This window comes from Roseicyclus sp. (assembly GCF_018402035.1).
Taxonomy (GTDB): Bacteria; Pseudomonadota; Alphaproteobacteria; order Rhodobacterales; family Rhodobacteraceae; genus Roseicyclus.
This window is the reverse complement of sequence record NZ_JAGYJN010000002.1, coordinates 63,629-89,780: the sequence shown is the minus strand read 5'-3', so window position 1 is coordinate 89,780 and position 26,152 is coordinate 63,629. Positions and strand designations below refer to the sequence as shown.

The window sequence follows — 26,152 nt, the reverse complement described above, 5'->3', positions numbered from 1 at the left end:
TCAAGATTTCCGCGGCGAAAACCTAGAGGTTTTCGTTTGGGAAAACCCGGGTTTTCCCGCCCGTTTTCCGTGCGGAAAACGGCTCGGTCCCAAACACATGCCAAGCTGTGACAAGCCGTGTCACCCCGGTGATCGCGCAGGCTAAGGCAAAGATCAGCGCAAGCCACGGGAACGCTGCTGGAAACAAGCAAAACAACGCGAAGACCGCGATGGTTTCAGCCCCTTCGGTCAGCCCGCCAAGATAGAAGATCCCCTTGGTCGGGTAATCATCGGCGCTTAGCCCGCGTTTGGCCGCGATCACGGCAAAGGCCAGAAATGATGTGCCCGATAAAATGAAGCTTGCGATCAGCACGGCACCAGCCAGCGCATTGGCACCCGGATCGGCCAGCACGAAACCCAAGGGAAAACCCGCGTAAAAGACGAAATCGAGCGTGATGTCGAGAAAGGCACCGCGATCACTTGGCCCCGTTTCACGCGCCACTGCCCCATCCAGCCCGTCGGCCAAACGGTTGAAGGCCAGACCCAAGAACGCCAGCCAATAAAGCCCCAGCGCCGCTGCGCCCGCGGCCGCCAAGCCGATGGCACAGCCCACAAGCGTGATCTGGTCGGCGCGCACCCCGCGCGCGGCGAAATAGCGGCCCGGAGAGGCCAAGAGGCGACGTTGGAGGGGGAGGAGTGCGGCGTCAAACATGCTGCAGCTTTGGCGCTTGCGCACGCGCGGGTCAATTGCTCGCGGCGCACATCCTCGTCAGCCGGAAAGGCTGGCCACCAGTGCGGGCAAGGCACCCAGATCGGGCAATTCATGAAACCGTGCATGCGCGACCGGTGCCTCGGCATGTTCCAACACCCAAGTCAGCCCATGCGGCACAAAGACCCCAAAAGCGCCGGCCTCAAGTGCGGGGCGCACATCGGATTTCATCGAATTGCCCACCATCATCGCCCGGTCCGGCCCGTCGCCATGACGACCAAAGGCACTGTGATAGGTGGCGGGCGTCTTGTCCGAGACGATCTCGACCGCATCAAACATCTCGCCCAAGCCCGATTGGGCAAGCTTGCGTTCTTGGTCGAGAAGATCGCCCTTGGTGATCAAGACCAGCCTATGCGCGGCGGACAGCTCGGCCACCACCTCGCGTGCATGGGGCAAGAGCTCGATCGGGTGGCGCAACATCTCTTGGCCTGCGGCGAGAAGTTCCGCGATGACGCTGGCCGGAACCTTGCGATCGGTCACCTCGATGGCGGTCTCGATCATCGACAAAACGAATCCCTTGATGCCAAAACCGTAATGCCCAAGGTTGCGCCGCTCGGCCGCGAGAAGGCGTTCTTCGAGATGGCTACGCTCGGCGTAATCACGCAATAGCGCGCTGAAACGCTCTTGCGTCAGGCGAAAGAAGGTCTCGTTTTGCCAAAGCGTATCATCGGCATCAAAGCCGATAGTGGTCAAATCGGCGGCCATGGCATAAACCTCCTCTTTTCGGAATCGCTCTGCGGCTTATATAGTGTGGCCATGCAAGGGACACCCGGCAGAACAGAGCGGAATGGAGACGCGATGCAGACCGACCGCTGGCAGATGATGGCGGACAAGCCCAAGACCGAGGGCGATGCCAATGTCATCACCAAGACGAAACCAAAGACCCAGCGCCCGCCGATGTATAAGGTGCTGCTGCTCAATGATGACTACACGCCGATGGAATTCGTCGTGCATGTTCTTGAGCGGTTCTTTGGCATCGGCCATAGCCACGCGGTCGAGATCATGCTGACCGTGCATAAAAAGGGCGTGGCCGTCGTGGGTGTGTTCTCCTACGAGATTGCCGAAACCAAGGTGGCGCAGGTGATGGATTTCGCCCGCCGCAACCAGCACCCGCTACAATGCACGATGGAGAAAGAGGACTGAACCGTCCTCGCATCGCCATATGACCGCTGATCGTTGGATACTTGCTTTGGAGGCGGGTGAGCTTGTCTTGCCCCCGGGCCCTGTTCTCGTAATGCATGCGCGTGGCGATGCCGATCTGGGCGCATTGGGGGATGTCCATTGCGTGCAGGGCTTTGCCCCCGATCATGACCGTTTGGCCGCGCGCGGGCTGTCCGTGACGCCCGATCTGCCCGATGAGGGGCAGTTTGCCGTGGCTTTGGTGCAGATCGTCAAGGCCAAGGCCGCCACCATGGGCGCGATTGTGAGCGCTTTGGGCGCGCTTGCGCCGGGCGGTCTGTTGCTTGTCGATGGCCAAAAGGATGAGGGGATCGATGCGATCCTCAAGACGGTGCGCGCCAGTTTCGAGGTCGCGGGCAGCTATGCCAAGGCGCATGGTAAGCTTTTTTGGCTCAACCGCCCCGCAGACTTGCCCGAGGCTGCGCTGGGCTGGTTGACTGAGCCGATCGAGACCGAAGAAGGGTATCTGACCGTGCCGGGCGGGTTCTCTGCCGATGGCCCAGATCGTGGGTCGGAATTGCTGGTGGCGCTTGTGCCGCAGCTTGCGGGCCGCGTCGCCGATCTGGGCGCGGGGTGGGGCTATGTCGCGGGCGAGATCTTGTCGGAACAAGCGGGGATCGAGGCCCTTGATCTGATCGAGGCGGATTATGCCATGCTCACCGCCGCCGCCGCCAATATCGACGATCCGCGCGCGCGGTTTCACTGGGCCGATGTCACCCGCTTTCAGCCAGACGCGGCCTATGACGCGATTGTCGCCAACCCACCCTTTCATATCGGGCGCCATGCCGACCCGGCCTTGGGCCGTGCCTTTATCGCCGCGGCGGCCCGGATGCTTGGCCCACGGGGGCGATTTTTCATGGTCGCAAATCGGCATTTGCCGTATGAAGACGCGCTCAAGGCGGCCTTTGGGACCGGTCGCCTGTTGGGAGAGCTTGAGGGCTATAAGATCTACGAGGCGGCGAAACCCAAGCGCCACCTGCCCACAGCCAAGGACGCGACCAGCAGATGACACTTTCCATTCAAGGCAAGACCGCCATTGTGACGGGTGCTGCCAATGGCGTGGGCCTTGCCATTGCACGCCACTTCCTCGACCGCGGGGCCAAGGTTATGTTTGCCGACCGCGACAAGGCGCGGCTGACCGATGAATGCGGCGAGATGAGCGATGACCAAGATCATCTGCGCTGGTTCTCGGGCGATCTGCGCCAAAGGCTGACGGTTGAAAACCTTGTCTCGGCCACGGTCGATGCCTTTGACCGGATCGATATTCTGGTCAATGCCAGCCGCCAATTGATGGTCACTGATCCGCTTGATCCAGCCGATACCTCGGTTGAGACATTGCTTGAGCAAAACATGCTGACCGCATTGCGCCTCAGCCAAGCGGTGGCACGCCGCATGATCGCGCAGGCCGAGGCGGATGGTAACACCGATGAGGGGGCGATTGGGTCGATCATCAATATCTCGACCATCGCCACCCCGCGCAGCCACCCCGATCTTTTGGCCTATTCGGTGGCGGCCTCTGCCCTTGACCAAGCCACGCGCAGCTTGGCCTTGGCCTTTGCGCCGCATCGTATCCGGGTCAATGGCGTCTCGTTCGGCTCGGTCATGTCACATAGCCTCAAGACCGCCTTGGCCGAGCATGACGGGCTGCGCGACGAAATCCGCCAATCCACGCCGATGGGCCGCATCGCCGCCGCCCGCGAGGTGACGGGGGCGGTGCAATTCCTCGCCTCCGAAGGGGCGGGGTTCGTGACCGGCGAGATCATTACGGTCGATGGTGGGCGGAGCCTGTTGGACGGGGTCGGCATACCCGCGCATTGAGGGTGCGCATGGAGCTCGCGGGTGAGCGATGAGTTGGGCGGGACGCGGAGGTTTAGGGCCCAACTGCGTGACTCGGTCCAATCGGCGCCACGTTTGTAGTTGACCGCCGTTCTTACGCTCTGATCACCGTTCAAAAGCTAGAGAAGCCGTCGTCATAGGCCAGCGTGGCAAAGTCTTGCGTCGTGCTCAGCGCCGATCCGGGCGCACCGAGGGCTTTTTGCATGCGGCCGTGCTGCAGCAAGGTGGCCAATCCATGAGCTAGCGACCATGCGCGGATCGCGCGGATGCGCTCATCCCCACTCGCCTGCGTCGGTTTCACGTGGGCCTGCAAACGCTCTAGTGCGACGCGGCGCGCACAGGACAGGTCGCCACCGTCCGGATCAAGCACGTCCTCGCGCCACATTAGGTCGAACATCCTCGGCGAGGAGACTGCAAAAGCGACGTAGGCCCCGACAAGCAGCGAAGGGCCACTCTCGGTGCGCGTCGCCAGATCGGCGTCGAGCCTTGCAACCAGTTGTTCGAAGCCGCGCGCGGCAAGCGCACTCAGCAGGCCCTTGAGCGAGCCGAAGTGATGGATCGGCGCGGCTGGCGATACGCCGGCATCGCGCGCGCAGGCGCGGATGGTCACCGCATCGAACCCGTTTTCCGTGAGCCGCCGTTCAGCCGCATCGAGGATCGCCCGGCGAAGATCCCCGTGATGATAGGATTTTTCCTGCTGGTCTGGGTGATCCAAGGTGCTGTCCTCCGCGTAAATTAAACAATGTTTAGATAGTGGAAATCCGACCAATGACCAAGTCCCTCTCTCTGCCCCGTCGCCTCGGCCATGTCGCCAGAATGATGACCGCCTTCGTAGGGCCGCCAATCGCAAGGTGGTCGCCCCGCCCGCCGCTGCCTGCCGCGCCCGCGCCGACGGCGCATGACCTCGGCCATGGCATTACGCTGTGGCGCCTGCCTGTCGGCGTCGTGCGCATCCGCGAGCGCCACCGCGCCCTGACTGCCGATCTGGCCTACGTGGATGACAAGCTCCGTTTCCCGGTGATGATGTCAGATCGCAAGATCACCGGCTGGCTTGATTGCACGGCATGGCTAATCGACCATCCAGAGCGGCGCATCCTTGTCGATACGGGCGAGAGTGCGGGGTTCGGGACGCCCGATTACTTCGGTGCGGCGGCGAAGAGCATGGGGAAAATCTACCCCAAGATCATCGACGCGACTGCTGCTACGGGGAACGATCTGCCCGCGATGGTTGCCGCGACTGGGCACAAGATGGCTGACATCGACCTCTGCGTGTTGACCCACACCCATTCCGACCATGTGGGTAACCTCGACACGCTGCCGGCATCGACCCGGCTGCTGGTCTCGCCCGAGGAGCTTGTCCCCGCCGCGCGGTCGGGCCGCCTGCTGCCGAAGCTGCCTCAGGACGGGCGCGTGCAGCAGACCGCCAGGAGCGCGACACGGGACGCGTTCGGCCCGGTCATGCCGCTGACCGCGCGGGGCGACGTCTTCGTGGCGGCGACGCCGGGTCATACCGCGGGCCACCAGAGCGTCGTGATCGACCTCGGCGCGCGCAGGATCGTCCTCGCGGGTGACGCGGCCTTCGACGACGACCAGGTGGTGCAGGGCACGATCCCCGGCATCGTCGAGCAGCGCGCGGCCACGCTGGCCACCTACGACAGGCTGCGCAGGGCGGCGCAGGAGAAGCCCACGCTGACCTTGTTCACCCACGACCCCGCAAACGCGGCGAAGCTGGCGGCTTTTGCGCAACCGGGTTGAGGCTGGCTCAGGCTTTCGCGGCGGGTCGTAGGTCTTGCATGATCCAGCTATGCCGGAGTCTTCGCTGTGCCGCATGCCTGCCCCCTGCTAGACCAGCGCGCAGCGCCAGAACGGCACCGAAGAAAAAACCCCGGACCTTGCGGACCGGGGTTTTCTGTTTCGCGCTGCTGCTTGCGCCTTAGCGGCGGTTGCGGCGGTCGTCCTCGTCTTCGTCGTCGTCATCATCGGATGCGGCGGGAAGGTTGAACAGGTTGCTGGCATCCAGATCGCGGCGGGGGCGTTCTTCTTCGTCATTGGACAGGCTGAAACCCTCTAGCCCGGCAATGGCGCTTGGGATGCGCGGCTCGGTGCCCATGCCAAGGCTTGATTCGGTCGAGACAAGCTTCATCCGCTCGTCATCGGTCATCACGCCGCCCTCGCGGGCCTTTTTGGCGTTGGCTTTTTGCACGGCGGCGTCAAGCTCGGACTGGCGGCACAGCCCTAGCGCCACGGGGTCGATGGGCTGGATGTTGTTAATGTTCCAATGCGAGCGCTCGCGGATCGTTTGGATCGTGGGCTTGGTCGTGCCCACCAGCTTGGCGATCTGGCCATCGGTCAGCTCGGGGTGGAATTTCACCAGCCACAAGATCGAGGCAGGCCGATCTTGCCGCTTGGACAAAGGCGTGTAACGCGGGCCACGGCGCTTTTCCTCGCCGACGGCGGCGGCGTTGAATTTGAGCTTGAGTTTATGGGCCGGATCGCCCTCACCCTTGGTGATTTCTTCTTGCGTCAGCTGGTTGTTGACGATGGGGTCAAAGCCCTTGACGCCTTGGGCCACATCGCCATCGGCGATGCCTTGAACCTCAAGCTCGTGCAGGCCGCAGAAATCGCCGATCTGCTTGAAGCTGAGCGTGGTGTTGTCAACCAGCCAAACGGCGGTGGCTTTGGCCATGATCGGTTTGTTCATCGTGATCCGTCCTTCAGATACGCCTCATCCCCTGCCGGTCGGGCCGGCGGCGGAGCCAGTCCGCCATTCCTCGATTTCGGGGAAGTCGCAGGGTATATAGGCGCGGTGTCACGCAGAGGGAAGAGGAAATGCGGTTTTTGGTGGTATGTCTGGTCTGGTTGGCCGGTATGGCGGCAGCCGAGGGAGAGCGACCGGGCGATTTTGATTACTATGTGCTTGCGCTGAGCTGGACACCGAATTGGTGCGCGCTCGAGGGGGATGCGCGCGCCTCGGAGCAATGCGAACCGGGGCAGGGGCATGGCTTCACCCTGCATGGGCTTTGGCCGCAATACGCGGATGGCTGGCCCAGTTTTTGCCCCACCACCGCGCGCGCGCCATCGCGGGCAATGACCGCCGAGATGGCCGATATCATGGGTTCGGGTGGGCTGGCATGGCACCAATGGCGCAAGCATGGTGTCTGTAGCGGCTTGTCTGCGGGCGATTATTTCCGCCTGTCGCGGTTGGCCTATGGTCGGGTCACGCGGCCCGAGGTGCTGCGCCGTTTGGACCGGACCGTACGCTTGCCGGCAAGTGTGGTCGAGGAGGCGTTCTTGGAGGTCAACCCGGACCTTTCGCCCGAGATGCTGACCGTGACCTGTCGCGCGGGACATGTGCAGGAGGTGCGGATTTGCCTCACCCGCGATCTGGAACCGCGGGAATGTGGGGCCGATGTCGCGCGCGATTGCAGCTTGCGTGACGCGATTTTCGCCCCGATGCGCTGAGGGGTTTGCGAAAGCGCGGGGCGTTGTGGGAAAGATTCGACATAACCGGAATATTAGGTATATTCACCCTATGACAACGATGACCCCCCATGCCCGCGCCCTTGCCGCCCTTGGCCATGATGCAAGGCTTGCGATCTTTCGCCTGCTTGTGACGGCGGGGCCGGATGGCCTGCGCGTGGGCGAGATCGGCGCGCATCTGGGCCTTGCCCCGTCAACGCTGGCCCATCATTTGTCCACGCTCGTTGATGCGGGTCTTGTGGTGCAGGAAAAACAGGGGCGCGAGGTGTTCAACCGGGCCGATTACCCGGCGATGCACCGTGTCCTTGGATTTCTGACCGCTGAATGCTGCGCCGGTGTGGCCAATGATCCGGCCGAGGATGCGGCATGACAATTACACGCGCGTTTTTGCACGCAAACATCACGATGATCCCGGAGATATGGATATGAGCGACGCAACACTTCCCCGGCCCGATTGGCGCAACAGCCTTGCCGCGATCTGGCGCGACCAGCGGGTCTGGATCGTCTCTGGGCTGATCTTGCTTGCGCTTGCGGTCTTTGATCCGGCGCAGGCGCGCGGCAGTGCGCTGTTTGCAGGCGGCGCGCTGTTGCACACCGCACCCTATCTGATCTTGTCGATTGCGATTGCGGCATGGGCCGGGGCGACGGGGGCCGATAACCTGATCGCGCGCGCCTTTACCGGCGCACCCTTGTTGATGATCGGTTTGGCGGCGCTTGCGGGGGGCATCTCGCCTTTCTGCTCCTGCGGGGTGATCCCGTTGATCGCGGCGCTTTTGGCGATGGGTGTACCGCTTTCTGCGGTCATGGCGTTTTGGCTGGCCTCGCCGATCATGGACCCGTCGATGTTCGTGCTGACCGCGGGCGTGCTGGATCTGGAGTTCGCCATTGCCAAGACGCTGACCGCCATCGGCCTTGGCATCTTTGGCGGTGTGGTGGTGCATGTGCTGGCGGGCAATGGCGCGCTGGCCGATCCGCTGCGCGAGGGGATTGGCAATGGCGGCTGTGGCGGTGCAAAGATCCGCGCACCCAAGCCCGTGGTTTGGCGCTTTTGGGCCGAGACCGACCGCCGGGCCAAATTCGGCAAGACCGCGATCAGCACGACCATGTTCCTGGCCAAATGGCTGACGCTGGCCTTTGTGCTGGAAAGCCTGATGTTGGCCTGGATCCCGGCCGAGACAGTGACCGCGGCGCTTGGCGGCAACGGGCTATGGCCCATCGTGACCGCGACGCTGGTGGGGGTGCCTGCTTATCTCAACGGCTATGCGGCCTTGCCGCTGGTCGGTGGGTTGATGGAACAGGGCATGGCGCCCGGTGCGGGCATGGCCTTTTTGGTCGCGGGTGGTGTCACCTCGATCCCGGCGGCGATGGCGGTCTGGGCCTTGGCCAAGCCGCAGGTCTTTGCCCTATACATCGGCCTGTCGCTCAGCGGCGCTTTTGCCGCCGGTCTGCTGTTTCAGCTTTGGGTCACGCTTTGATCCATGTTTGGCGCGGCCCTTTGGCCGCGCCACACCTTTGTCAGCGGTTCGCGCCAGGAACCCAAAGCACATCATCCTTGCCGTCATTATTGGCGATGCGGCCTGCGACAAAGAACCAATCGGACAAGCGGTTGAGGTATTTTACCCCTTCGGCATTGATCGATTCGACGGTGCCAAGCTCGACGCTCAACCGTTCGGCACGGCGCGCGACGGTGCGGCAGATATGCAGATGCGCCGACAGCGCCGAACCACCGGGCAAGATGAAGCTGCGCAAGGGTTCGAGCCGCGTGTTCATCGCGTCGATCTCACGCTCGAGCCGGTCAACCTGTGCCGCGATGATCCGCAGCGCGGGGTAGGGGCGCTCATCATCCTTTTCCATGTTGGGCGTGCAAAGATCCGCCCCCAGATCGAAGAGATCGTTCTGGATCGCCTGCAGCTGTGCGGCCATCTCGCCCGTTGCATGTAGCCGTGCAACGCCCAGCATCGCGTTGAGCTCGTCCACCGTGCCGTAAGCTGCCACGCGGGCCGAATGCTTGGCCACGCGGCTACCATCGCCAAGCGCGGTTTCGCCCGCATCGCCCGTGCGCGTGTAGATTTTGTTCAGTACCACCATCTGCTTAGCCCCCTGATTGTCCGCGCACCCAGACGAAGATCATGATCAGCACCACAGCGCCGAATTGCGCGATCAACCGCCAGCGCATGAATTTATTTGATTGTTTTGCCGCCTCGGCCGTGCCTTTGCGGAATGAATTGATGCCCATCAGCAAGATGAACACAACGCCAAGACAGGCGATCAATGCAATGATCAATAGCGGGTCTTCCACGGTCTTGTCCCTTCAACTGTGCGAGCCGGTCACCCTAGCGCGCGGCGACCAAAAAGCTAGAGCCGCGCGATGATCCAATCTTGTGCAGCATCGGGTAGAACGCGGGTCAGCACCGCCGCGATGTAGGCAGGCGTGGTGATGTAGTAGCGTCGGCGCGGCCTGCGACTTTCCAGCGCGTGGGCCAATTTCTTGACCACCGCCTCGGGGCCAAGCTCGAACAGGTCTGGCCCTGCTTCGCGGCGGGCCAGCCATTTCACGCGGTAGAACTCCGCATGGCGCGAGCGATCGAGATCGATCCAACGGTCGAACTGCGCCATGGAGCGGTGCCGAAACCCCGATGTCACCGGCCCGGTGTTCAAGATCGCGACATGAATACCCGTGCCGCGCAATTCGATCCGCATGGTGTTGGTCAGCCCCTCAAGCGCGTGCTTGGTGGCCACATAGGCCGCGCGCCATCTGAGTGCCGTGAAGCCCACGACCGAGGAATGTTGCACGATCCGCCCAGCCCCATTGGCCCGCATATGGGCGATCGCGTGACAGGTCAGCTCATGCAGGCCGAAAACGTTCGAGGAAAACACCTCCTCCAGCGCGCCGCGCGGCAGGTCTTCGGCGGCACCGGGCATGCCGTGGCCTGCATTGTTGAAAAGCGCGTCGATGCGCCCGCCTGCAAGCGTCACGGCCTCGGCGAAACCTGCGGCGATGCTGGCGCTGTCGTGATGGTCGATGCGCACGGCCAAAAAGCCATCGGCCTTGAGCGCTGCGACATCGTCGGGATTGCGTGCCGATGCGATCACCGTCCAGCCGCGCGCGCGCAAGCCGTCACAAGCCGCCCGCCCGATACCCGAGGAACACCCGGTGATGAGAACCCGCCGCGCCATGCTTTGCGCCTCCGCTGCTTGGTGAATGCGCCGCCTGCCTAAGCCAGCCCCGCGCGCGGGGCAATCGACCTTAGTTCATGGGGCTCAGAAAGCGCATGGCCATAAAGCCTTCGCGCCCGTCCGCGAGCACGCGGATCTGCGCCCAGCCATCACCGGTGGCGCCGATCAACGCCACCTGATCGCCTTGGCGCAAGGCGGCCAGCACCGGGTCACGCGTGGATGGCCCTGCGCGTAGGTTCACCTGTGTTCCCGTGACTTCGGCCAAGGGCAGGCTGCGACCAGCTTCTGCCATGGGCGCGGGTGTTTCCGGGGCGATAGGGGCGATGCTGCGTGGTGTGACCACGAGGGGGACGCCATCACGCACATCGTTTGGCCCGCTGGGATCAATGATGGCGACGATTGTAAGGCTGCGCCCATCGGCGGTCATGACGGTTGCGCCATCACCCATCGGCGGGGCCATTGTCCGATCCAAGACCAACCCATCACCGCCGGCCACATCGGCATTGGCGACTGATTTCTCGGACAAGATCGTCAGGCCGACATACATCACGGCAATCGCAAAGATACTCAAACGCAACATCACGCACACACCCCTTACACGTGGGTTTCTATAAGCGGGAAACGGCCGATTCGCCGACCCATGATCGCCAAAATTGGCACCCTGAGGTGCTGGACGCGCATGCACCCTTGGGCTATCACGACCGCTAGATGACCGAGCATAGCGACACACAAGATGATGGGGGCACTGACCGCCATACATCCGAGCCTTTGGCCCGGGCTATTGGCGCACGTTACCTACAATATGCATTGTCCACGATCATGCACCGCGCGCTGCCCGATGCGCGCGATGGTCTAAAACCCGTCCATCGGCGCATCCTTTACGCGATGCGTGAGTTGAAGCTGTCGTCCAATGGCGGCTTTCGGAAATCTGCCAAGATCTCGGGCGATGTCATGGGGAATTATCACCCCCATGGCGATATGGCGATTTATGACGCCATGGCGCGCCTCGCGCAGGATTTCGTGATCCGCTACCCGCTGGTCGATGGCCAGGGCAATTTCGGCAATATCGACGGCGATAACCCGGCCGCCAGTCGCTATACCGAGGCGCGCATGACCGCTGTCGCCGAAGCGCTGATGGAGGGGCTGGACGAGAACGCCGTCGATTTCCGCCCCAATTACGACGGCACGCTGGAAGAGCCGGAGGTGCTACCCGCCGCCGTGCCGAACCTGTTGGCCAATGGCTCAAGCGGCATCGCGGTCGGCATGGCGACCAATATCCCGCCCCATAACCTCGATGAATTGATCGGCGCTTGCCTGCATCTGGTGAAAACGCCCGATGCGCGCGATGATACGCTGTTGAGCTACATCAAAGGCCCGGATTTTCCGACCGGCGGCGTGATCGTCGAGCCAGCGGACAGCATCGCCGAGACCTATCGCACGGGCCGTGGTGCCTTTCGCCTGCGCGCGAAATGGGAGGTCGAGGATCAAGGCCGTGGCACATGGGTGATCGTGATCACCGAGATCCCCTATCAGGTGCAGAAATCCAAGCTGATCGAGCGGCTGGCCGAGCTGATCCAGCTGAAAAAAGTGCCGATCTTGGGCGATGTGCGCGATGAGAGCGCCGATGACATCCGCATCGTGCTTGAGCCGCGCTCCAAGAATGTGGACCCCGAGGTGCTGATGGGCACGCTGTTTCGCAACTCGGATCTCGAGACGCGGTTCTCGCTCAATATGAATGTGCTGATCGACGGGCGCACGCCCAAGGTCTGTTCGCTGAAAGAGGTGCTGCGCGCCTTTCTTGATCACAGGCGCGCGGTGCTGATCCGGCGTTCGCAGCACCGGATGGACAAGATCGACCACCGGCTTGAGGTGTTGGAAGGTTTCATCATCGCCTTCCTCAATCTCGACCGGGTCATCGACATCATCCGCTATGATGATGATCCAAAGCCCGCCTTGATGCGTGAGGATTGGGGGCGCGATTTCGTGCGCGCGACTTCGGAAAAGGATTACCGCTCACCGCCACCGGGCGAGGGCGAGTTGACCGAGGTGCAGGCTGAGGCGATCCTGAATATGCGGCTGCGCAGCTTGCGACGGCTGGAAGAGATGGAATTGGTCCGCGAGCGCGACGCGCTGATGGCTGAGCGCGCAGGGCTCGAAGATCTTTTGGCCGAAGACGGGTTGCAATGGGACCGGATCGCAGACGAGCTGCGCGAAGTGCGCACGAAATTTGGTGCCAAGACCCCCGGCGGGGCGCGGCGCACCGCCTTTGCCGAGGCAGGCGAAGTGGCCGAGGTGCCGATTGAGGCGATGATCGAGCGTGAGCCGATCACGGTCGTGTGCTCCAAGATGGGCTGGATCCGGGCGATGAAGGGCCATATCGACCTGAGTTCGGAGATGAAGTTCCGCGATGGCGACGAGGGGCGTTTCTTGTTCCATGCCGAGACGACCGACAAGCTGTTGGTGTTTTCATCGGCGGGGCGGTTCTACACCCTGTCGGCGGCGGGCCTGCCCGGTGGGCGCGGCTTGGGCGAGCCACTGCGGCTGATGGTCGATCTGCCCAATGAGGCCGAGATCGTCGATCTGTTCATCCATCGACCCGAGGGCCGATTGCTGGTCGCCTCCTCTGCCGGTGACGGCTTCTTGGTGGCAGAGGCCGATGTCGTGGCCCAGACCCGTGCCGGCAAACAGGTGCTGAACCTTGGCGAGGGGGTCACGGCCCGCGTCTGCGTCGCGGTGGCGACGGGCGATGATGCGATTGCCGTGGTCGGCGAGAACCGCAAGCTGTTGATATTTGCGATGGACGAATTGCCCGAGATGGGCCGCGGCAAAGGTGTGCGGTTGCAGAAATACAAGGATGGCGGTCTGGCCGATGCACGCAGCTTTGCGCGCGCGGCGGGGCTGTCATGGCGCGATCCTGCGGGCCGGACGCGGACCGAGGCCGATTTGGCGGAATGGGACGGCAAGCGCGCCTCGGCCGGGCGGATGGCACCGCGTGGCTTTCCGCGCGACAATCGCTTTAACTGAGCCATCGCTGGGGGGCTGTCTGCCCCCCCGCGCCTTTGGCGCGCCCCCCCGAGGATATTTGTGAAACGAAGAAGGCGTCAGCGAGACGCGCAAAGATGGGTGGCATTTGCGCTGAACCCATCGCTGCGCTATCAGTAAGGGGCGCTTGATAGATTGGAAATGTCGATGCCCTTTCGCCCCCCCCGTTTTGCGGTCTTTGCCTGTCTCTTGGCCTTGGTCGCATGTGGGCAAGCGCCCGATCCGCTGACCGATGAATTGCCGAATATGGGTGATTTTCGCTTGGGCCATGCGGTCTTGGTGACCGACAACCTGCAACAGGTGCCGCCTTCGCGCAATGCCACGCCCGAGGAGTGGAGCGCGATCTTGGGCGCAGAGATCGACCGGCGCTTTGCCCCTTATGAGGGAGAGCGGCTCTATCATCTGGGTATCGCTGTCGAAGGCTATGCGCTGGCCCCGCCGGGTATCCCGCTGGTGCTCAACCCGCGGTCGGTCTTGGTCTTGTCGGTCAATGTCTGGGATGACGCGCTGGGTGTGAAGCTGAACACCGAGGCCGAACAGATCCTTGTTTTCGAGGGAAGCTCGCGCCAGACGGCCTTTATCGGCTCTGGGCTGGCGCGCACGCGCGAGGAACAGATGCAAGTGTTGGCCCGCAATGCCGCAAGGCAGATCCAGCGCTGGCTGCGCGAGAACCCGGCATGGTTCGCCATCGACCCCGAGGCACCGCCCTTTCGTGCAGCGCGGCTGGCCAATGAGGCCGCATTTTCCGTCGAGACGCTGCCGCCGCCGGTTTCGGGTTTGGCCAACTAAGCGCATCGCTCAACGCGGTTTGCGCTTATCGGCTTGATTTTTCCCCGTGAGCCGACTAGTTCGCCCGCGATGTTGAATCGGGCCGCAGGCAACGCCCCTGCAACGGCCCCCGAATGCACGAGGCGCAAGGGCAATGGCAAAGGCAAAGTTTGAACGTAACAAGCCGCATGTGAACATCGGCACGATTGGTCACGTGGACCATGGCAAGACGACGCTGACGGCGGCGATTACGAAGTATTTTGGCGAATTCCGTGCCTATGACCAGATCGACGGCGCGCCGGAAGAGAAGGCGCGCGGGATCACGATCTCGACGGCGCATGTGGAATACGAGACCGAAGCGCGTCACTACGCCCATGTCGATTGCCCCGGCCACGCGGATTATGTGAAGAACATGATCACCGGTGCGGCGCAGATGGACGGCGCGATCTTGGTGGTGAACGCGGCCGACGGCCCGATGCCGCAGACGCGCGAGCATATCTTGCTTGGCCGTCAGGTGGGCATCCCCTTCATGGTTGTGTACCTCAACAAGGTCGACCAGGTTGACGACGAAGAGCTTTTGGAGCTCGTCGAGATGGAAGTGCGCGAGCTTCTGACCTCGTATGATTACCCCGGCGACGATATTCCAATCGTCAAGGGTTCGGCGCTGCATGCGATGAACGGCACGCAGCCCGAGATCGGCGAGAGCTCGATCCGCGCGCTGATGGAAGCGGTTGACAGCTACATCCCGACGCCGACCCGCGCGGTGGACAAGCCCTTCTTGATGCCGATTGAAGATGTGTTCTCGATCTCGGGCCGTGGCACGGTTGTGACCGGCCGCGTTGAGCGCGGTGTTGTGAACGTGGGCGACGAACTTGAGATCGTGGGTATCCGCACGACGCAGAAGACGACCTGCACGGGTGTTGAGATGTTCCGCAAGCTCTTGGATCGTGGTGAGGCGGGCGACAACATCGGCGCGCTCTTGCGCGGGATCGACCGTGAGGCGGTTGAGCGCGGCCAAGTGCTGTGCAAGCCCGGCTCGGTCAAGCCGCACACCAAGTTCGAGGCCGAGGCCTATATCTTGACCAAGGAAGAGGGTGGCCGTCACACGCCGTTCTTCGCCAACTACCGCCCGCAGTTCTACTTCCGCACGACGGATGTGACCGGCACGGTTGAATTGCCCGCCGGCACCGAGATGGTGATGCCCGGCGACAACCTGAAGTTCACGGTCGAGCTGATCGCGCCCATCGCGATGGAAGACGGCCTGCGCTTCGCGATCCGCGAAGGCGGCCGCACCGTCGGCGCAGGCGTCGTGTCGAAGATCCTCGCCTGATCGCAGATACGGTCCTGATCCTAGAGATCTTGGCTTGAACAATCGAAGGGCCGCCGAGAGGCGGCCCTTTCTCGTGACCAAGGCGCGTCTTTTCTGTCGGCTGCGCGCCACGCCTGCGGCTTGGGCATTGGCGCGCGACCTTGGTCGCAGTGCCCTGCGCGAGGCGCTGCTTTCCTGTCTGGACAATCGGTGCAAAGCGCCCTATCCGGACGGCGGCCTAGGGGTGTAGCTCAGTTGGTAGAGCATCGGATTCCAAATCCGACGGTCGGGGGTTCGAGTCCCTCCGCCCCTGCCAAATCCTTCATGATAATGACGAAGGCTTAGGCGCCCTGCCAGCGCCGCAAAAGCCAATACCATTGATCGGGATCGGCCAAGATGCGGGCCGATAGGCTATCGTTGAAGGCCTGCGTCATCGCCACCGGATCGCCATGGGCGATAGGGTCTTCGAAAACCACGTTGAAATGATCGCCATCGTCGCTGCGGATGCCATAGGCAGGCACCATGAGCAGATCGTATTTCAGCGCAAGCTGGGCCGCCGCAAGCGAGGTCAGCGCCGGACGCCCAAGGAAGGGCAGGCGCACACCCTCGGTGTATTTCTCATCGAGCAAGATCGCCATGAAGCCACCCGCGCGCAGGTGCCGCACCAGTGCGGTTGTGCCGATGCGGCCCGTCTCCAAGATTGGTTTGCCCCCTGCCTCGATCCCGGCCAAGAGGCGGCGTTGATAATGGGGGTTGGTTTGCGGTTTATAAACCGCGCCGGTTTCCATGCCGCGGGCCTTGAGCACGGCGCGCACGGCTTCCCATTGGCCGAAATGGCCCGAGACGATCAATGCGCCCTTGCCCGCGGCACGCGCGGCCTCTAGGGCGGCAATGCCCGGGCCTGAGACGGTGAACGCCTCTTGGCGGCTTTGGAATTCCGCGCAGTGATAGATTTCGAACAATGTCTGGCCCATCCGCCGCCCCATGGCGCGGGCAAGCCGCGCGCGCTCGGCTTTGGGCATGTCGGGAAAGATATGGGTGATTTCACGGTCAAACCGCCGCCTTGCGATAGGAAACCAGCGCAAAACCCAGCCCACCGCCGCGCCAAGCGCGCGCGAACGCATCGCAAACCCCTGCCAGCGCGACCATGTCAGCGCAGAGAGCAGCGGGATGTAGCGCAGGTGGTTCCAAGTTGAGCGAATAGGGCGCGGGAGCATCTTGTCTAAATGGCCAGTCGCGCGGCCCTTGCCAAGGCAAAACGGCAAGCGATGGGCCGGGCGGCTTGCGCGGGGCGGTCGAGATGCGTATATGCCCCCCCAACAAGCACAAGAGATCACCCATGGCCAACCCGTTTCAGTTCCTCCAACAGACCCGTTCCGAGATCGCGAAAGTGGTCTGGCCGTCGCGCCGCGAGGTGTTGGTGACAACCGCGATGGTTTTTGTCTTGGCCGTGGTCTTTGCGATTTTCTTCTTCTTTGTGGATTGGCTGATCCGCAACGGTCTTGAGCTGATCTTGACCACCTTCGGCTAAACGCCGACCGCCTTTGGCTTTCCGGCCCTTGATTTTCCGGGGGTAGGGGGGTAAGCGGCAAGGCAATTCCCCGAAATGATGGCGTGCATCGAGTCGTGATGCACGCTGTTTCTTTTTCGGGAGCCCAGCTAGGGCATTGATGTAAAACGAAAAAGCGGCGCGCCTTTGGGTGGCCGGGACAAGGAACGGGATCACGATGGCGAAACGGTGGTATTCGGTCAGCGTCCTTTCGAACTTCGAGAAGCGGATTGCGGAACAGATCCGCACGGCTGTGGCTGAAAAAGGTCTCGAAGAGGTGATCGAGGAAGTGCTCGTGCCTGAGGAAGACGTGATCGAGATCCGTCGCGGCAAGAAAGTGACCGTGCCGCGCCGCTTTATGCCGGGCTATGTGCTTGTGCGTATGGAAATGACCGATCAGGCCTATCATGCGATCAATTCGATTGCACGCGTCACCGGTTTCCTTGGCCCGCAGGGCCGCCCGATGCCGATGCGCGACGAAGAGGTGAATTCGATCCTCAACCGCGTTGAAGAGGGTGAAGCCTCGCCGCGCTCGACGATCACCTTTGAGATCGGCGAAAAGGTCAAAGTGGCCGATGGCCCCTTCGAAGATTTCGACGGCATGGTCGAAGAGGTCGACGAAGAGCATCAGCGCCTCAAGGTCTCGGTGTCGATTTTCGGCCGCGCCACGCCGGTCGAGTTGGAATTCACGCAGGTGGCCAAGCAGGGCTGAGCGATTCCATTTGAAACATCGCCCGTTTCGCGTTACGCGGCGGGCCTTGTCGGATGCGGGTGACGCATCTGATTCATCGTGGGAGGTGCGGCGGTCGCGACCGTCAGACCGGACCACGTCCACAAAGGCCGCGGGGCGCGCCCCAAAGCTGTTGGTAAGAAGGAGCAGGCCAGATGGCCAAGAAGCTTATTGGTAAGATGAAGCTGCAAGTGAAGGCGGGGCAAGCCACACCCTCCCCGCCGGTCGGCCCTGCACTGGGTCAGCGCGGCATCAACATTATGGAATTCTGCAAGGCGTTCAACGCCAAGACCGCAGATTTGGAACCGGGCGCACCCTGTCCGACCGTGATCTCGTATTATCAGGACAAGTCCTTCACGATGGAAATCAAGACGTCGCCCGCGTCTTATTACCTCAAGAAGGCTGCTGGCCTGAAGCCCGTTGGCAAGCGCAACCGCCCCAAGGCCGCGACCAAGCCGGGCCGCGAGACGGTTGGCACGATCACGCTGGCGCAGCTGCGCGAAATTGCTGAGGCCAAGATGAAGGATCTCAGCGCGAATGATGTCGAAGCGGCGATGCAGATCATCCTTGGCTCTGCCAAGACGATGGGTATCGAGGTGAAAGGGTAAGTCATGGGTAAGATTGCAAAACGCCTACAGGCCGCCCGGACCGCCTTTGAAGGCAAGTCGGACATCTCCGTCGAGGAGGCCGTCGCGCTGATCAAGGCCAACGCGGCCGCCAAGTTCGATGAAACGCTCGAGATTGCGATGAACCTCGGCGTTGACCCCCGCCATGCCGACCAGATGGTCCGTGGCACGGTCAACCTGCCCAACGGCACCGGCAAGACGGTGCGCGTTGCGGTGTTCGCGCGTGGTGCCAAGGCTGATGAGGCCAAGGCAGCCGGTGCTGATATCGTGGGTGCCGAAGACCTGATGGACTCCATCATGGGCGGCAAGATCGATTTCGACCGCTGCATCGCGACGCCTGACATGATGCCGATCGTCGGCCGTTTGGGTAAGATCCTCGGGCCGCGCAACCTGATGCCGAACCCCAAGATCGGCACTGTGACCATGGACGTCAAAGAGGCCGTCGAGGCGGCAAAGGGCGGCCAGGTGCAGTTCAAGGTCGAAAAGGCCGGTGTGATCCATGCCGGTATCGGCAAGGTCAGCTTTGATGATGGCAAATTGGCCGAAAACGTCCGCGCCTTTGTGGACGCGGTCAGCAAGGCCAAGCCCGCAGGTGCCAAGGGCTCATATCTCAAGCGCATCTCGCTGAGCTCGACCATGGGCCCGGGCGTGTCGATCAACCTCGACAGTGCCACTGGCAACTGAGCGTCATAAATCTGTGATCTGATGGAAGCGGGCAGCAATGCCCGCTTCTTTTTTATTCAAGGCGCGGATATCCGCCGCGTTTGTAGTGCCGATATGCCACAAAACCACAAGGATCAGGCGTTTTTTATCCATGCGGTTGCGGTGTAATCGAAAGTTGTGCAACCTGCCCCAAAGTATGTGCTTATGGAAATGGGGCAGTCATGAGAAACACGATTGGTGCAATCCTATTGGGTGGCGTCGCGGTTGTCGCAGCCGGTGCAGCGCAGGCAAACGGCGGCGCTTTGGTTGAAACGGGGGCCGCGCCTGTTGCGCAATTGGCCTTTCCATCCATTTTTGGCGTCGCCTCTGCCGTGCCGCCGCGTAGCGGTGGTGGTTTCGTCGCGCTGAGTTATGTGAACCCGCGTGGCGGTATTTCGGGCAGCGATGGGGATGGCGATCTGTCCGTTGGCTACACCATCGGCAATCCGATCGATGGCGTGAGCGCCACTGTCGCGGCCAATATCCTTGGGCTTGAGCCCTTCGGCGAAGACGGCACCTTGTCAGTCGCTTTCTCGCGCCTTGTGCATGCGGGCGACAATTCGATCACCTTTATTGGCCTGGGCTTTGGTGATCTGCTTGGCTGGGGTGACGCGGAAAACAATAACGAGACCTATACCGTGTCTGTGTCGCGCCTGATGGGTTTCACCACGGCGGGTGGGCGCGAGATCCCGATGCAGATCTCGGTGGGCTACGGCAATGAGACGACGATGTCCGATGATGGGCGCGGCACGGTTGGGCCGGGGGCATTCGTCGGCGTTGGTGTTGGTGTCACGCAATCCCTGTCGGCCAGCCTTTCTGCGACGGAAAGCCAGTTCAATGTTGGCTTCTCGCTGAATGTCGAACAGTTGCCGGGGCTTGGCCTCTCGCTTGGCATGTTCGATGTGACCGACAATACCAGCCGCCAGCAGGTTTCGCTTGGCGCATCTTTCTCGTTCTGACGTTCATATCCTCGCTGCCCGAAGGAGCATAATGATGGCTATTCGTAAACCGCTTGCATTAATCGTGGCTGCTACCATCGCCATGGCCGCGCCAATGGCCCATGCTGGCGATCGAACCGTGCCCAACACGCCGTCGGTGTTTAGCCCTGCCTTTCCAACTGTGCCGGCCTCGATCTATTTGACGCCAAGCTTCTCCACGATTATCGGGGCCGCTTTGTCAGGCACGCCGACGACCGTGACCCTGACGGGTGGCACGGTTGTCAACGTAAATCCCAACGGCAGCATTACCGTGACGCTGCCAGGTGGTGCGACCAACACCTTTTCGTCGGGCTTTGTCGCGTCGTTCTTCTCGGGCTATCTTTCCTGAGCGCGTAAAACTTTCGACGGGATTGTTTGGCATCGGGGCTTGGCACCCGTGCCGAATGGGTCTAATCCAACCACACGCAGTAAGCGGGCGATTCGTCGCTCGCTTTTTGCTTTCGTCCGAGACGGTGGGTTGGGTGTGATCACCCGTTAAATCCTGCCCGAGGCGGGATCAGACCGAATAACCTTGGGCTCATCGTTGAGCGCCTGGTGGTCTTGGACCCGTGACCAACGGACCAAAACCGCCGGAGCGATCCGGTAGAACTGAGCCGGGGGGTGACCCCCAAACTGGAGTAAACCTGTGGATAGAGCCCAGAAAGAGAAAGTGGTCGAGGAACTCGGCCAGATCTTCGAAAGCTCTGGCGTCGTGGTGGTTGCACACTACGAGGGTCTCACGGTTGCCGAGATGCAAGATCTGCGCGCCCGCGTTCGCGGTGCAGGCGGGGCCGTGCGTGTCGCCAAGAACAAGCTCGCCAAAATCGCCCTTGAAGGCACCGATGTCGCTGGCATCGCTGATCTTCTGACGGGCATGACCGTTCTCGCCTATTCCGAAGACCCGGTCGCAGCCGCTAAGGCCGCGGACGAGTACGCCAAGGCCAATGACAAATATGTCATCCTTGGTGGCGCGATGGGCGGAACTGTTTTGACTGCCGACGGTGTGAAGGCCGTCGCGAAGATGCCGTCGCGTGAAGAGCTTATCGCTCAGATCGTGTCTTGCATCGGCGCGCCTGCTTCGAACATCGCCGGTGCAATTGGCGCACCTGCTTCGAATATCGCGTCCATCCTCACCACGATCGAGGAAAAGGCCGCGTAAGCACCCGATCAAGACCCGCCGCTTGCGGCGTTGGAACACATTCATACATACGGAACCTGAAAAATGGCTGATCTGAAGAAACTCGCGGAAGAGATCGTCGGTCTGACCCTCCTGCAGGCGCAGGAACTGAAGACGATCCTCAAGGATGAATACGGCATCGAGCCCGCCGCTGGCGGCGCTGTGATGATGGCTGGCCCCGTCGGCGACGCCGGTGCGGCCGCTGCCGAAGAAAAGACCGAATTTGACGTCGTCCTCAAGGACGCCGGCGCACAAAAGATCAACGTGATCAAAGAAGTGCGCGCAATCACCGGTCTGGGCCTGAAAGAAGCCAAAGACTTGGTCGAGGCTGGTGGCAAAATCAAAGAAGCCATCTCCAAGGCAGAAGCAGACGAGATCAAGGGCAAGCTGGAAGCAGCTGGCGCCGTGGTCGAGCTGGCCTAAGGCAAAGATCCGGCTGGTCCAACACGGGCCGGTCGACACCAAATATAGCTGGGCCCAGAGCGTTTCTGGGTCCAGCTATCGGCGTCTTGGCAAGGGCCCCATCGGGGGCGTTTTCCAAGACGGTGACAACAGGATCGGGATTTGCCGGTGGGACGGCAGACAGATGGATCCGTCATCTCTTGTTTCAGGGTGCCGTTCCGCCGAGGCCCCGGCGGCGTGAACGGTACAGCGAAACACATTGAAAGGTGCGTTAGAGCATGGCTCAGACCTACGCAGGCCAAAAGCGAATCCGCAAATACTTCGGCAAAATCCGCGAAGTCCTCGAGATGCCGAACCTCATCGAGGTTCAGAAATCTTCTTATGATCTGTTCTTGAATTCCGGCGACGGCCCAGCACCGCGCGAAGGCGAAGGCATCATGGGTGTCTTTCAGTCGGTTTTCCCGATCAAGGACTTCAACGAGACCGCCGTTCTCGAGTTCGTCAAATACGAGCTGGAGCAGCCGAAGTTCGATGTGGAAGAGTGCCAGCAGCGCGATCTGACCTATGCCGCACCGCTGAAGGTCACGCTGCGCCTGATCGTGTTCGATGTCGATGAAGATACCGGCGCCAAGTCGGTCAAAGACATCAAGGAACAAGATGTGTTCATGGGCGACATGCCGCTGATGACGCCCAACGGAACCTTCATCGTCAATGGCACCGAGCGCGTCATCGTCTCGCAGATGCACCGCAGCCCCGGCGTGTTCTTCGACCATGACAAGGGCAAGACCCATTCTTCGGGCCGTCTGTTGTTTGCTTGCCGCATCATTCCCTATCGCGGCTCGTGGCTGGATTTTGAATTCGATGCCAAGGACATGGTCTTTGCCCGCATCGACCGTCGCCGCAAACTGCCCGTGACCACGCTGCTTTACGCGCTTGGCCTCGATCAGGAAGGCATCATGGATGCCTATTACAACACCGTCAGCTTCAAGCTTGAAAAGAACCGCGGCTGGGCCACGCGCTTCTTCCCCGAGCGTGTGCGCGGCACCCGTCCGACCTTTGACCTTGTCGATGCCGATACGGGCGAGATCATCGCCAAAGCCGGTGAAAAGATCACGCCACGCACCGTCAAGAAGCTGATCGAAGATGCCAAGGTCAGTCAGATCTTGCTGCCCTTCGACCAGATCGTGGGCCGCTATGCCGCCAAGGACATCATCGACGAGTCCAACGGTGCGATCTACATCGAAGCCGGCGACGAGCTGACTTGGGAAACCGATAAGGAAGGTGACGTCACCGGCGGCACCCTCAAGACCTTGATCGATGCGGGTATCACCGAGATCCCCGTTCTCGACATCGATAACATCAATGTGGGCGGCTATATCCGCACCACCATGGCGGCTGACAAGAACCTCAACCGTGATGGCGCGCTGATGGATATCTACCGCGTCATGCGCCCCGGTGAGCCGCCGACCGTCGAGGCCGCCTCGGCCTTGTTCGATCAACTCTTCTTCGACAGCGAGCGCTACGACCTTTCGGCCGTGGGCCGGGTCAAGATGAACATGCGCCTTGATCTCGATGCACCGGATTCGCTGCGCACGCTACGCCGCGAGGACATCATCGCCTGCATCAAGGCGCTGACCGAATTGCGCGACGGCAAGGGTGATATCGACGATATCGACCATCTGGGTAACCGCCGGGTGCGCTCGGTCGGCGAATTGATGGAAAACCAGTACCGCGTCGGCCTGCTACGCATGGAGCGCGCGATCAAGGAACGTATGTCCTCGGTCGAGATCGACACGGTCATGCCGCAAGATCTGATCAACGCCAAACCGGCCGCTGCGGCTGTGCGGGAATTCTTCGGCTCAAGCCAGCTGTCGCAGTTCATGGACCAGACCAACCCGCTGTCGGAAGTGACGCATAAGCGCCGCCTTTCGGCGCTTGGACCGGGCGGTTTGACCCGTGAGCGCGCAGGTTTCGAAGTGCGCGACGTTCACCCGACCCATTATGGCCGGATGTGCCCCATCGAGACGCCGGAAGGGCCGAATATCGGTCTGATCAACTCGCTCGCGACCTTTGCGCGGGTGAATAAATACGGCTTTATCGAAACACCGTATCGCAAGGTGCAAAACGGCAAGCTGACCGATGATGTGGTCTATATGTCCGCGACCGAGGAAATGCGCCACACCGTGGCGCAGGCCAACGCCAACCTCAGCGAAGATGGCCAGTTCATCAACGAGATGGTGAACACCCGTCAGGCTGGCGAATACACGCTGGCGCCGCGCGATCAGGTTGACCTGATCGACGTCTCGCCCAAGCAGTTGGTGTCGGTTGCCGCCTCGCTCATTCCCTTCCTCGAGAATGACGACGCGAACCGCGCGCTGATGGGCTCGAACATGCAGCGTCAGGCCGTGCCGCTCCTGCAGGCGGATGCCCCCTTTATCGGCACCGGGATCGAGCGCAAGGTTGCCATCGACAGTGGCGCGGCCATTCAGGCCCGCCGCGCCGGTGTCGTCGATCAGGTCGACGCCCAGCGTATCGTTGTGCGCGCAACCGAGGATCTGACCATCGGGGATGCCGGCGTCGATATCTACCGCCTGCGCAAGTTCCAGCGCTCGAACCAGAACACCTGCATCAACCAGCGTCCGCTGGTGAAGGTGGGCGATACGGTCGGCAAGGGTGAGGTCATCGCCGATGGCCCCAGCACCGATATGGGGGAACTGGCGCTCGGCAAGAACGTCGTCGTCGCCTTCATGCCGTGGAATGGCTACAACTACGAAGACTCGATCCTGATATCCGAGCGGATCGTGCGTGACGACGTTTTCACCTCGATCCATATCGAGGAATTCGAAGTCGCCGCGCGTGACACCAAGCTTGGGCCAGAGGAAATCACCCGCGACATCCCCAATGTCGGCGAGGAAGCGCTGCGCAACCTCGACGAGGCGGGCATCGTCTATATCGGTGCCGAAGTGGGCCCGGGCGATATTCTGGTCGGTAAAATCACCCCCAAGGGCGAAAGCCCGATGACGCCGGAAGAAAAGCTTTTGCGCGCCATCTTTGGCGAGAAAGCATCCGATGTGCGCGACACATCCATGCGCTTGCCGCCCGGTGATTTCGGCACGGTCGTCGAAGTGCGCGTCTTTAACCGCCATGGCGTTGAGAAAGACGAGCGCGCGCTTCAGATCGAGCGTGAAGAGGTCGAGCGTCTGGCCCGTGACCGTGATGACGAGTTGGCGATCCTCGAGCGCAACATCTATGCGCGCCTGAAGTCCATGATCCTCGGCAAATCCGCGGTGAAAGGGCCCAAGGGCGTCAAATCCGGTGCCGAGATCAACGAAGAGCTCCTTGGCACGCTGAGCCGTGGCCAGTGGTGGCAGTTGGCCCTTGGCGACGAGAAAGACGCCGCCGAAGTCGAGGCGCTCAACCAGCAGTTCGAGGCGCAAAAGCGCGCGCTTGATCACCGCTTCGAGGATAAGGTCGAAAAGGTCCGCCGTGGCGACGATCTGCCCCCCGGCGTGATGAAGATGGTCAAGGTCTTCATCGCGGTGAAGCGCAAGCTACAGCCGGGCGACAAGATGGCCGGCCGTCACGGCAACAAGGGTGTCGTGTCCAAGGTCGTCCCGATGGAGGATATGCCCTTCCTCGAGGATGGCACACCGGTCGATCTGGTTCTCAACCCGCTCGGCGTGCCGTCGCGGATGAACGTGGGTCAGATCCTTGAAACCCATATGGGTTGGGCGGCGCGTGCGCTTGGCCTGAAGATCGACGAGGCATTGGATGAATATCGCCGCTCGGGCGATATGACCCCGGTGCGCGAGGCGCTGCGCCTTGCCTATGGCGACGAGACCTATGAAGAGGCCTTTGGCGTCATGGCCGAGGAGCAGGTGCTTGAGGCCGCAGGCAATGTCACCCGTGGTGTGCCGATTGCCACCCCGGTTTTCGACGGTGCTAAAGAGGCCGATGTTAATGATGCGCTGGCACGCGCGGGCTTTGACACCTCGGGTCAGTCGGTGCTTTTCGATGGCCGCTCGGGCGAGCGTTTCGCCCGCAAGGTCACGGTGGGGGTCAAGTACCTCCTGAAGCTGCACCACTTGGTGGACGACAAGATCCACGCCCGTTCGACCGGCCCATACAGCCTTGTGACCCAGCAGCCCTTGGGCGGTAAGGCACAGTTCGGTGGCCAGCGCTTCGGCGAGATGGAGGTTTGGGCGCTGGAAGCTTATGGCGCAGCCTACACCTTGCAAGAAATGCTCACGGTCAAATCGGACGATGTGGCAGGCCGCACCAAGGTCTACGAGTCGATCGTCAAGGGTGAGGATAACTTCGAGGCCGGCGTGCCGGAATCGTTCAACGTTCTCGTCAAAGAGGTCCGGGGTCTGGGCCTGAACATGGAACTCCTGGATGCGGAGGATGAGGAATAAGGGCCAACGCCCGATGGTGGGTTTCACCCACCCTA

29 protein-coding genes and 1 tRNA gene are annotated in these 26,152 nt (G+C 61.7%); 20 read left to right on the top strand and 10 right to left on the bottom strand.

Going from position 1 to position 26,152, the window contains the following annotated elements:
* Positions 1-22 precede the first annotated feature (22 nt).
* Entirely contained in the window at positions 23-691 is a 669-nt protein-coding gene (locus KG698_RS04475; RefSeq protein ID WP_213684387.1) for a CDP-alcohol phosphatidyltransferase family protein, read from the bottom strand.
* A 57-nt stretch (positions 692-748) separates the two neighbouring features.
* The gene (locus tag KG698_RS04470; RefSeq protein ID WP_213684386.1) at positions 749-1,453 is read right to left on the bottom strand and encodes an HAD family hydrolase; all 705 of its coding nucleotides are present in this window, start codon (positions 1,451-1,453) and stop codon (positions 749-751) included.
* A gap of 93 nt (positions 1,454-1,546) precedes the next feature.
* Between KG698_RS04470 and clpS the strand changes: the two genes are divergently transcribed.
* From clpS to KG698_RS04455, 3 genes are read left to right on the top strand one after another with little or no spacing between them, the layout of a single operon-like run.
* The gene (gene clpS / locus KG698_RS04465; RefSeq protein WP_213684385.1) at positions 1,547-1,891 is read left to right on the top strand and encodes an ATP-dependent Clp protease adapter ClpS; all 345 of its coding nucleotides are present in this window, start codon (positions 1,547-1,549) and stop codon (positions 1,889-1,891) included.
* Positions 1,892-1,910: 19 nt separating this feature from the next.
* Positions 1,911-2,936, top strand: coding sequence for a methyltransferase (locus KG698_RS04460; protein ID WP_213684384.1), 1,026 nt, complete (start codon positions 1,911-1,913; stop codon positions 2,934-2,936).
* The gene (locus tag KG698_RS04455; RefSeq protein WP_213684383.1) at positions 2,933-3,745 is read left to right on the top strand and encodes an SDR family oxidoreductase; all 813 of its coding nucleotides are present in this window, start codon (positions 2,933-2,935) and stop codon (positions 3,743-3,745) included. Before KG698_RS04460 ends, KG698_RS04455 begins: the two co-directional genes overlap by 4 nt.
* Before the next feature lie 130 nt (positions 3,746-3,875).
* Here the strand turns inward: KG698_RS04455 and KG698_RS04450 are convergent, their stop codons facing one another.
* Entirely contained in the window at positions 3,876-4,478 is a 603-nt protein-coding gene (locus KG698_RS04450) for a TetR/AcrR family transcriptional regulator (RefSeq protein WP_213684382.1), read from the bottom strand.
* A 53-nt stretch (positions 4,479-4,531) separates the two neighbouring features.
* On the opposite strand from KG698_RS04450, the gene KG698_RS04445 reads away from it, so the two are divergent.
* Entirely contained in the window at positions 4,532-5,518 is a 987-nt protein-coding gene (locus KG698_RS04445) for an MBL fold metallo-hydrolase (protein ID WP_213684381.1), read from the top strand.
* Positions 5,519-5,696: 178 nt separating this feature from the next.
* On the opposite strand, the gene KG698_RS04440 is transcribed toward KG698_RS04445, so the two are convergent.
* Positions 5,697-6,464: a DUF1013 domain-containing protein gene (locus KG698_RS04440; RefSeq protein ID WP_213684380.1), complete on the bottom strand. Its 768-nt coding sequence runs from the start codon at positions 6,462-6,464 to the stop codon at positions 5,697-5,699.
* 128 nt (positions 6,465-6,592) lie between these two features.
* On the opposite strand from KG698_RS04440, the gene KG698_RS04435 reads away from it, so the two are divergent.
* The 3 genes from KG698_RS04435 (at position 6,593) to KG698_RS04425 (ending at position 8,718) form a co-directional block, all read left to right on the top strand.
* The gene (locus KG698_RS04435; RefSeq protein WP_213684379.1) at positions 6,593-7,225 is read left to right on the top strand and encodes a ribonuclease T2; all 633 of its coding nucleotides are present in this window, start codon (positions 6,593-6,595) and stop codon (positions 7,223-7,225) included.
* Positions 7,226-7,295: 70 nt separating this feature from the next.
* Positions 7,296-7,613: a helix-turn-helix transcriptional regulator gene (locus KG698_RS04430; protein WP_213684378.1), complete on the top strand. Its 318-nt coding sequence runs from the start codon at positions 7,296-7,298 to the stop codon at positions 7,611-7,613.
* Positions 7,614-7,668: 55 nt separating this feature from the next.
* A complete protein-coding gene (locus tag KG698_RS04425) occupies positions 7,669-8,718 on the top strand; it encodes a permease (RefSeq protein ID WP_300982905.1) in 1,050 nt (349 codons plus the stop codon).
* A gap of 40 nt (positions 8,719-8,758) precedes the next feature.
* Here the strand turns inward: KG698_RS04425 and KG698_RS04420 are convergent, their stop codons facing one another.
* From KG698_RS04420 to KG698_RS04405, 4 genes are all read right to left on the bottom strand, one after another.
* Complete coding sequence (locus KG698_RS04420) at positions 8,759-9,331, bottom strand: cob(I)yrinic acid a,c-diamide adenosyltransferase (RefSeq protein WP_213684376.1); 573 nt, start codon at positions 9,329-9,331, stop codon at positions 8,759-8,761.
* 4 nt (positions 9,332-9,335) lie between these two features.
* Positions 9,336-9,542, bottom strand: coding sequence for a twin transmembrane helix small protein (locus KG698_RS04415; RefSeq protein WP_367114030.1), 207 nt, complete (start codon positions 9,540-9,542; stop codon positions 9,336-9,338).
* 56 nt (positions 9,543-9,598) lie between these two features.
* Positions 9,599-10,420, bottom strand: coding sequence for an SDR family NAD(P)-dependent oxidoreductase (locus KG698_RS04410; RefSeq protein WP_213684375.1), 822 nt, complete (start codon positions 10,418-10,420; stop codon positions 9,599-9,601).
* 70 nt (positions 10,421-10,490) lie between these two features.
* Complete coding sequence (locus KG698_RS04405) at positions 10,491-11,000, bottom strand: SH3 domain-containing protein (protein WP_213684374.1); 510 nt, start codon at positions 10,998-11,000, stop codon at positions 10,491-10,493.
* A gap of 128 nt (positions 11,001-11,128) precedes the next feature.
* Here KG698_RS04405 and KG698_RS04400 point away from each other — a divergent pair, with 128 nt between their 5' ends.
* The 4 genes from KG698_RS04400 (at position 11,129) to KG698_RS04385 (ending at position 15,855) form a co-directional block, all read left to right on the top strand.
* The gene (locus KG698_RS04400) at positions 11,129-13,444 is read left to right on the top strand and encodes a DNA topoisomerase (ATP-hydrolyzing) (protein ID WP_213684373.1); all 2,316 of its coding nucleotides are present in this window, start codon (positions 11,129-11,131) and stop codon (positions 13,442-13,444) included.
* 165 nt (positions 13,445-13,609) lie between these two features.
* Positions 13,610-14,251: a hypothetical protein gene (locus KG698_RS04395; protein WP_213684372.1), complete on the top strand. Its 642-nt coding sequence runs from the start codon at positions 13,610-13,612 to the stop codon at positions 14,249-14,251.
* 133 nt (positions 14,252-14,384) lie between these two features.
* On the top strand, positions 14,385-15,560 hold the full coding sequence (tuf, locus tag KG698_RS04390) for an elongation factor Tu (RefSeq protein ID WP_213684357.1): 1,176 nt from the start codon (positions 14,385-14,387) through the stop codon (positions 15,558-15,560).
* A gap of 219 nt (positions 15,561-15,779) precedes the next feature.
* Positions 15,780-15,855: transfer RNA gene (locus KG698_RS04385), tRNA-Trp, on the top strand.
* Between the two features lie 25 nt (positions 15,856-15,880).
* On the opposite strand, the gene KG698_RS04380 is transcribed toward KG698_RS04385, so the two are convergent.
* Complete coding sequence (locus tag KG698_RS04380; RefSeq protein WP_213684371.1) at positions 15,881-16,756, bottom strand: lysophospholipid acyltransferase family protein; 876 nt, start codon at positions 16,754-16,756, stop codon at positions 15,881-15,883.
* 122 nt (positions 16,757-16,878) lie between these two features.
* On the opposite strand from KG698_RS04380, the gene secE reads away from it, so the two are divergent.
* The 4 genes from secE (at position 16,879) to rplA (ending at position 19,128) form a co-directional block, all read left to right on the top strand.
* Positions 16,879-17,070, top strand: coding sequence for a preprotein translocase subunit SecE (secE, locus tag KG698_RS04375; protein ID WP_213684370.1), 192 nt, complete (start codon positions 16,879-16,881; stop codon positions 17,068-17,070).
* 196 nt (positions 17,071-17,266) lie between these two features.
* Positions 17,267-17,800 (top strand): transcription termination/antitermination protein NusG, encoded by a 534-nt coding sequence (nusG, locus tag KG698_RS04370; protein ID WP_213684369.1) that lies wholly within the window; start codon positions 17,267-17,269, stop codon positions 17,798-17,800.
* Positions 17,801-17,973: 173 nt separating this feature from the next.
* Positions 17,974-18,426, top strand: coding sequence for a 50S ribosomal protein L11 (rplK, locus tag KG698_RS04365; RefSeq protein ID WP_213684368.1), 453 nt, complete (start codon positions 17,974-17,976; stop codon positions 18,424-18,426).
* Between the two features lie 3 nt (positions 18,427-18,429).
* Positions 18,430-19,128: a 50S ribosomal protein L1 gene (gene rplA / locus KG698_RS04360; RefSeq protein ID WP_213684367.1), complete on the top strand. Its 699-nt coding sequence runs from the start codon at positions 18,430-18,432 to the stop codon at positions 19,126-19,128.
* Positions 19,129-19,131: 3 nt separating this feature from the next.
* Here rplA and KG698_RS15445 read toward each other — a convergent pair whose 3' ends face one another.
* Positions 19,132-19,260, bottom strand: a complete 129-nt coding sequence (locus KG698_RS15445) for a hypothetical protein (RefSeq protein WP_300982904.1) — start codon at positions 19,258-19,260, stop codon at positions 19,132-19,134.
* A 68-nt stretch (positions 19,261-19,328) separates the two neighbouring features.
* On the opposite strand from KG698_RS15445, the gene KG698_RS04355 reads away from it, so the two are divergent.
* The 5 genes from KG698_RS04355 (at position 19,329) to rpoB (ending at position 26,117) form a co-directional block, all read left to right on the top strand.
* Entirely contained in the window at positions 19,329-20,105 is a 777-nt protein-coding gene (locus KG698_RS04355; protein ID WP_213684366.1) for a hypothetical protein, read from the top strand.
* Positions 20,106-20,139: 34 nt separating this feature from the next.
* On the top strand, positions 20,140-20,472 hold the full coding sequence (locus KG698_RS04350) for a hypothetical protein (RefSeq protein WP_213684365.1): 333 nt from the start codon (positions 20,140-20,142) through the stop codon (positions 20,470-20,472).
* Positions 20,473-20,769: 297 nt separating this feature from the next.
* Positions 20,770-21,282, top strand: a complete 513-nt coding sequence (gene rplJ, locus KG698_RS04345; RefSeq protein WP_213684364.1) for a 50S ribosomal protein L10 — start codon at positions 20,770-20,772, stop codon at positions 21,280-21,282.
* A gap of 63 nt (positions 21,283-21,345) precedes the next feature.
* On the top strand, positions 21,346-21,723 hold the full coding sequence (gene rplL, locus KG698_RS04340; RefSeq protein WP_213684363.1) for a 50S ribosomal protein L7/L12: 378 nt from the start codon (positions 21,346-21,348) through the stop codon (positions 21,721-21,723).
* 257 nt (positions 21,724-21,980) lie between these two features.
* A complete protein-coding gene (gene rpoB / locus KG698_RS04335; protein ID WP_213684362.1) occupies positions 21,981-26,117 on the top strand; it encodes a DNA-directed RNA polymerase subunit beta in 4,137 nt (1,378 codons plus the stop codon).
* The last annotated feature ends 35 nt before the right edge of the window (positions 26,118-26,152 follow it).

Bases quoted from the DNA above. Each gene is read 5' to 3' on its own strand.
- KG698_RS04430 (WP_213684378.1), top strand. From the start codon at position 7,296: ATGACAACGATGACCCCCCATGCCCGCGCCCTTGCCGCCCTTGGCCAT.
- KG698_RS04380 (WP_213684371.1), bottom strand. From the start codon at position 16,756: ATGCTCCCGCGCCCTATTCGCTCAACTTGGAACCACCTGCGCTACATC.
- rplK (WP_213684368.1), top strand. From the start codon at position 17,974: ATGGCCAAGAAGCTTATTGGTAAGATGAAGCTGCAAGTGAAGGCGGGG.
- KG698_RS04420 (WP_213684376.1), bottom strand. From the start codon at position 9,331: ATGGTGGTACTGAACAAAATCTACACGCGCACGGGCGATGCGGGCGAA.
- rpoB (WP_213684362.1), top strand. From the start codon at position 21,981: ATGGCTCAGACCTACGCAGGCCAAAAGCGAATCCGCAAATACTTCGGC.
- KG698_RS04435 (WP_213684379.1), top strand. From the start codon at position 6,593: ATGCGGTTTTTGGTGGTATGTCTGGTCTGGTTGGCCGGTATGGCGGCA.
- KG698_RS04425 (WP_300982905.1), top strand. From the start codon at position 7,669: ATGAGCGACGCAACACTTCCCCGGCCCGATTGGCGCAACAGCCTTGCC.
- KG698_RS04395 (WP_213684372.1), top strand. From the start codon at position 13,610: ATGCCCTTTCGCCCCCCCCGTTTTGCGGTCTTTGCCTGTCTCTTGGCC.
- tuf (WP_213684357.1), top strand. From the start codon at position 14,385: ATGGCAAAGGCAAAGTTTGAACGTAACAAGCCGCATGTGAACATCGGC.
- KG698_RS04475 (WP_213684387.1), bottom strand. From the start codon at position 691: ATGTTTGACGCCGCACTCCTCCCCCTCCAACGTCGCCTCTTGGCCTCT.
- KG698_RS04400 (WP_213684373.1), top strand. From the start codon at position 11,129: ATGACCGAGCATAGCGACACACAAGATGATGGGGGCACTGACCGCCAT.
- KG698_RS04410 (WP_213684375.1), bottom strand. From the start codon at position 10,420: ATGGCGCGGCGGGTTCTCATCACCGGGTGTTCCTCGGGTATCGGGCGG.
- KG698_RS04405 (WP_213684374.1), bottom strand. From the start codon at position 11,000: ATGTTGCGTTTGAGTATCTTTGCGATTGCCGTGATGTATGTCGGCCTG.
- nusG (WP_213684369.1), top strand. From the start codon at position 17,267: ATGGCGAAACGGTGGTATTCGGTCAGCGTCCTTTCGAACTTCGAGAAG.
- secE (WP_213684370.1), top strand. From the start codon at position 16,879: ATGGCCAACCCGTTTCAGTTCCTCCAACAGACCCGTTCCGAGATCGCG.
- KG698_RS04470 (WP_213684386.1), bottom strand. From the start codon at position 1,453: ATGGCCGCCGATTTGACCACTATCGGCTTTGATGCCGATGATACGCTT.
- KG698_RS04445 (WP_213684381.1), top strand. From the start codon at position 4,532: ATGACCAAGTCCCTCTCTCTGCCCCGTCGCCTCGGCCATGTCGCCAGA.
- rplL (WP_213684363.1), top strand. From the start codon at position 21,346: ATGGCTGATCTGAAGAAACTCGCGGAAGAGATCGTCGGTCTGACCCTC.
- KG698_RS04455 (WP_213684383.1), top strand. From the start codon at position 2,933: ATGACACTTTCCATTCAAGGCAAGACCGCCATTGTGACGGGTGCTGCC.
- KG698_RS04440 (WP_213684380.1), bottom strand. From the start codon at position 6,464: ATGAACAAACCGATCATGGCCAAAGCCACCGCCGTTTGGCTGGTTGAC.
- rplA (WP_213684367.1), top strand. From the start codon at position 18,430: ATGGGTAAGATTGCAAAACGCCTACAGGCCGCCCGGACCGCCTTTGAA.
- KG698_RS04350 (WP_213684365.1), top strand. From the start codon at position 20,140: ATGGCTATTCGTAAACCGCTTGCATTAATCGTGGCTGCTACCATCGCC.
- clpS (WP_213684385.1), top strand. From the start codon at position 1,547: ATGCAGACCGACCGCTGGCAGATGATGGCGGACAAGCCCAAGACCGAG.
- KG698_RS04355 (WP_213684366.1), top strand. From the start codon at position 19,329: ATGAGAAACACGATTGGTGCAATCCTATTGGGTGGCGTCGCGGTTGTC.
- KG698_RS04460 (WP_213684384.1), top strand. From the start codon at position 1,911: ATGACCGCTGATCGTTGGATACTTGCTTTGGAGGCGGGTGAGCTTGTC.
- KG698_RS15445 (WP_300982904.1), bottom strand. From the start codon at position 19,260: ATGGATAAAAAACGCCTGATCCTTGTGGTTTTGTGGCATATCGGCACT.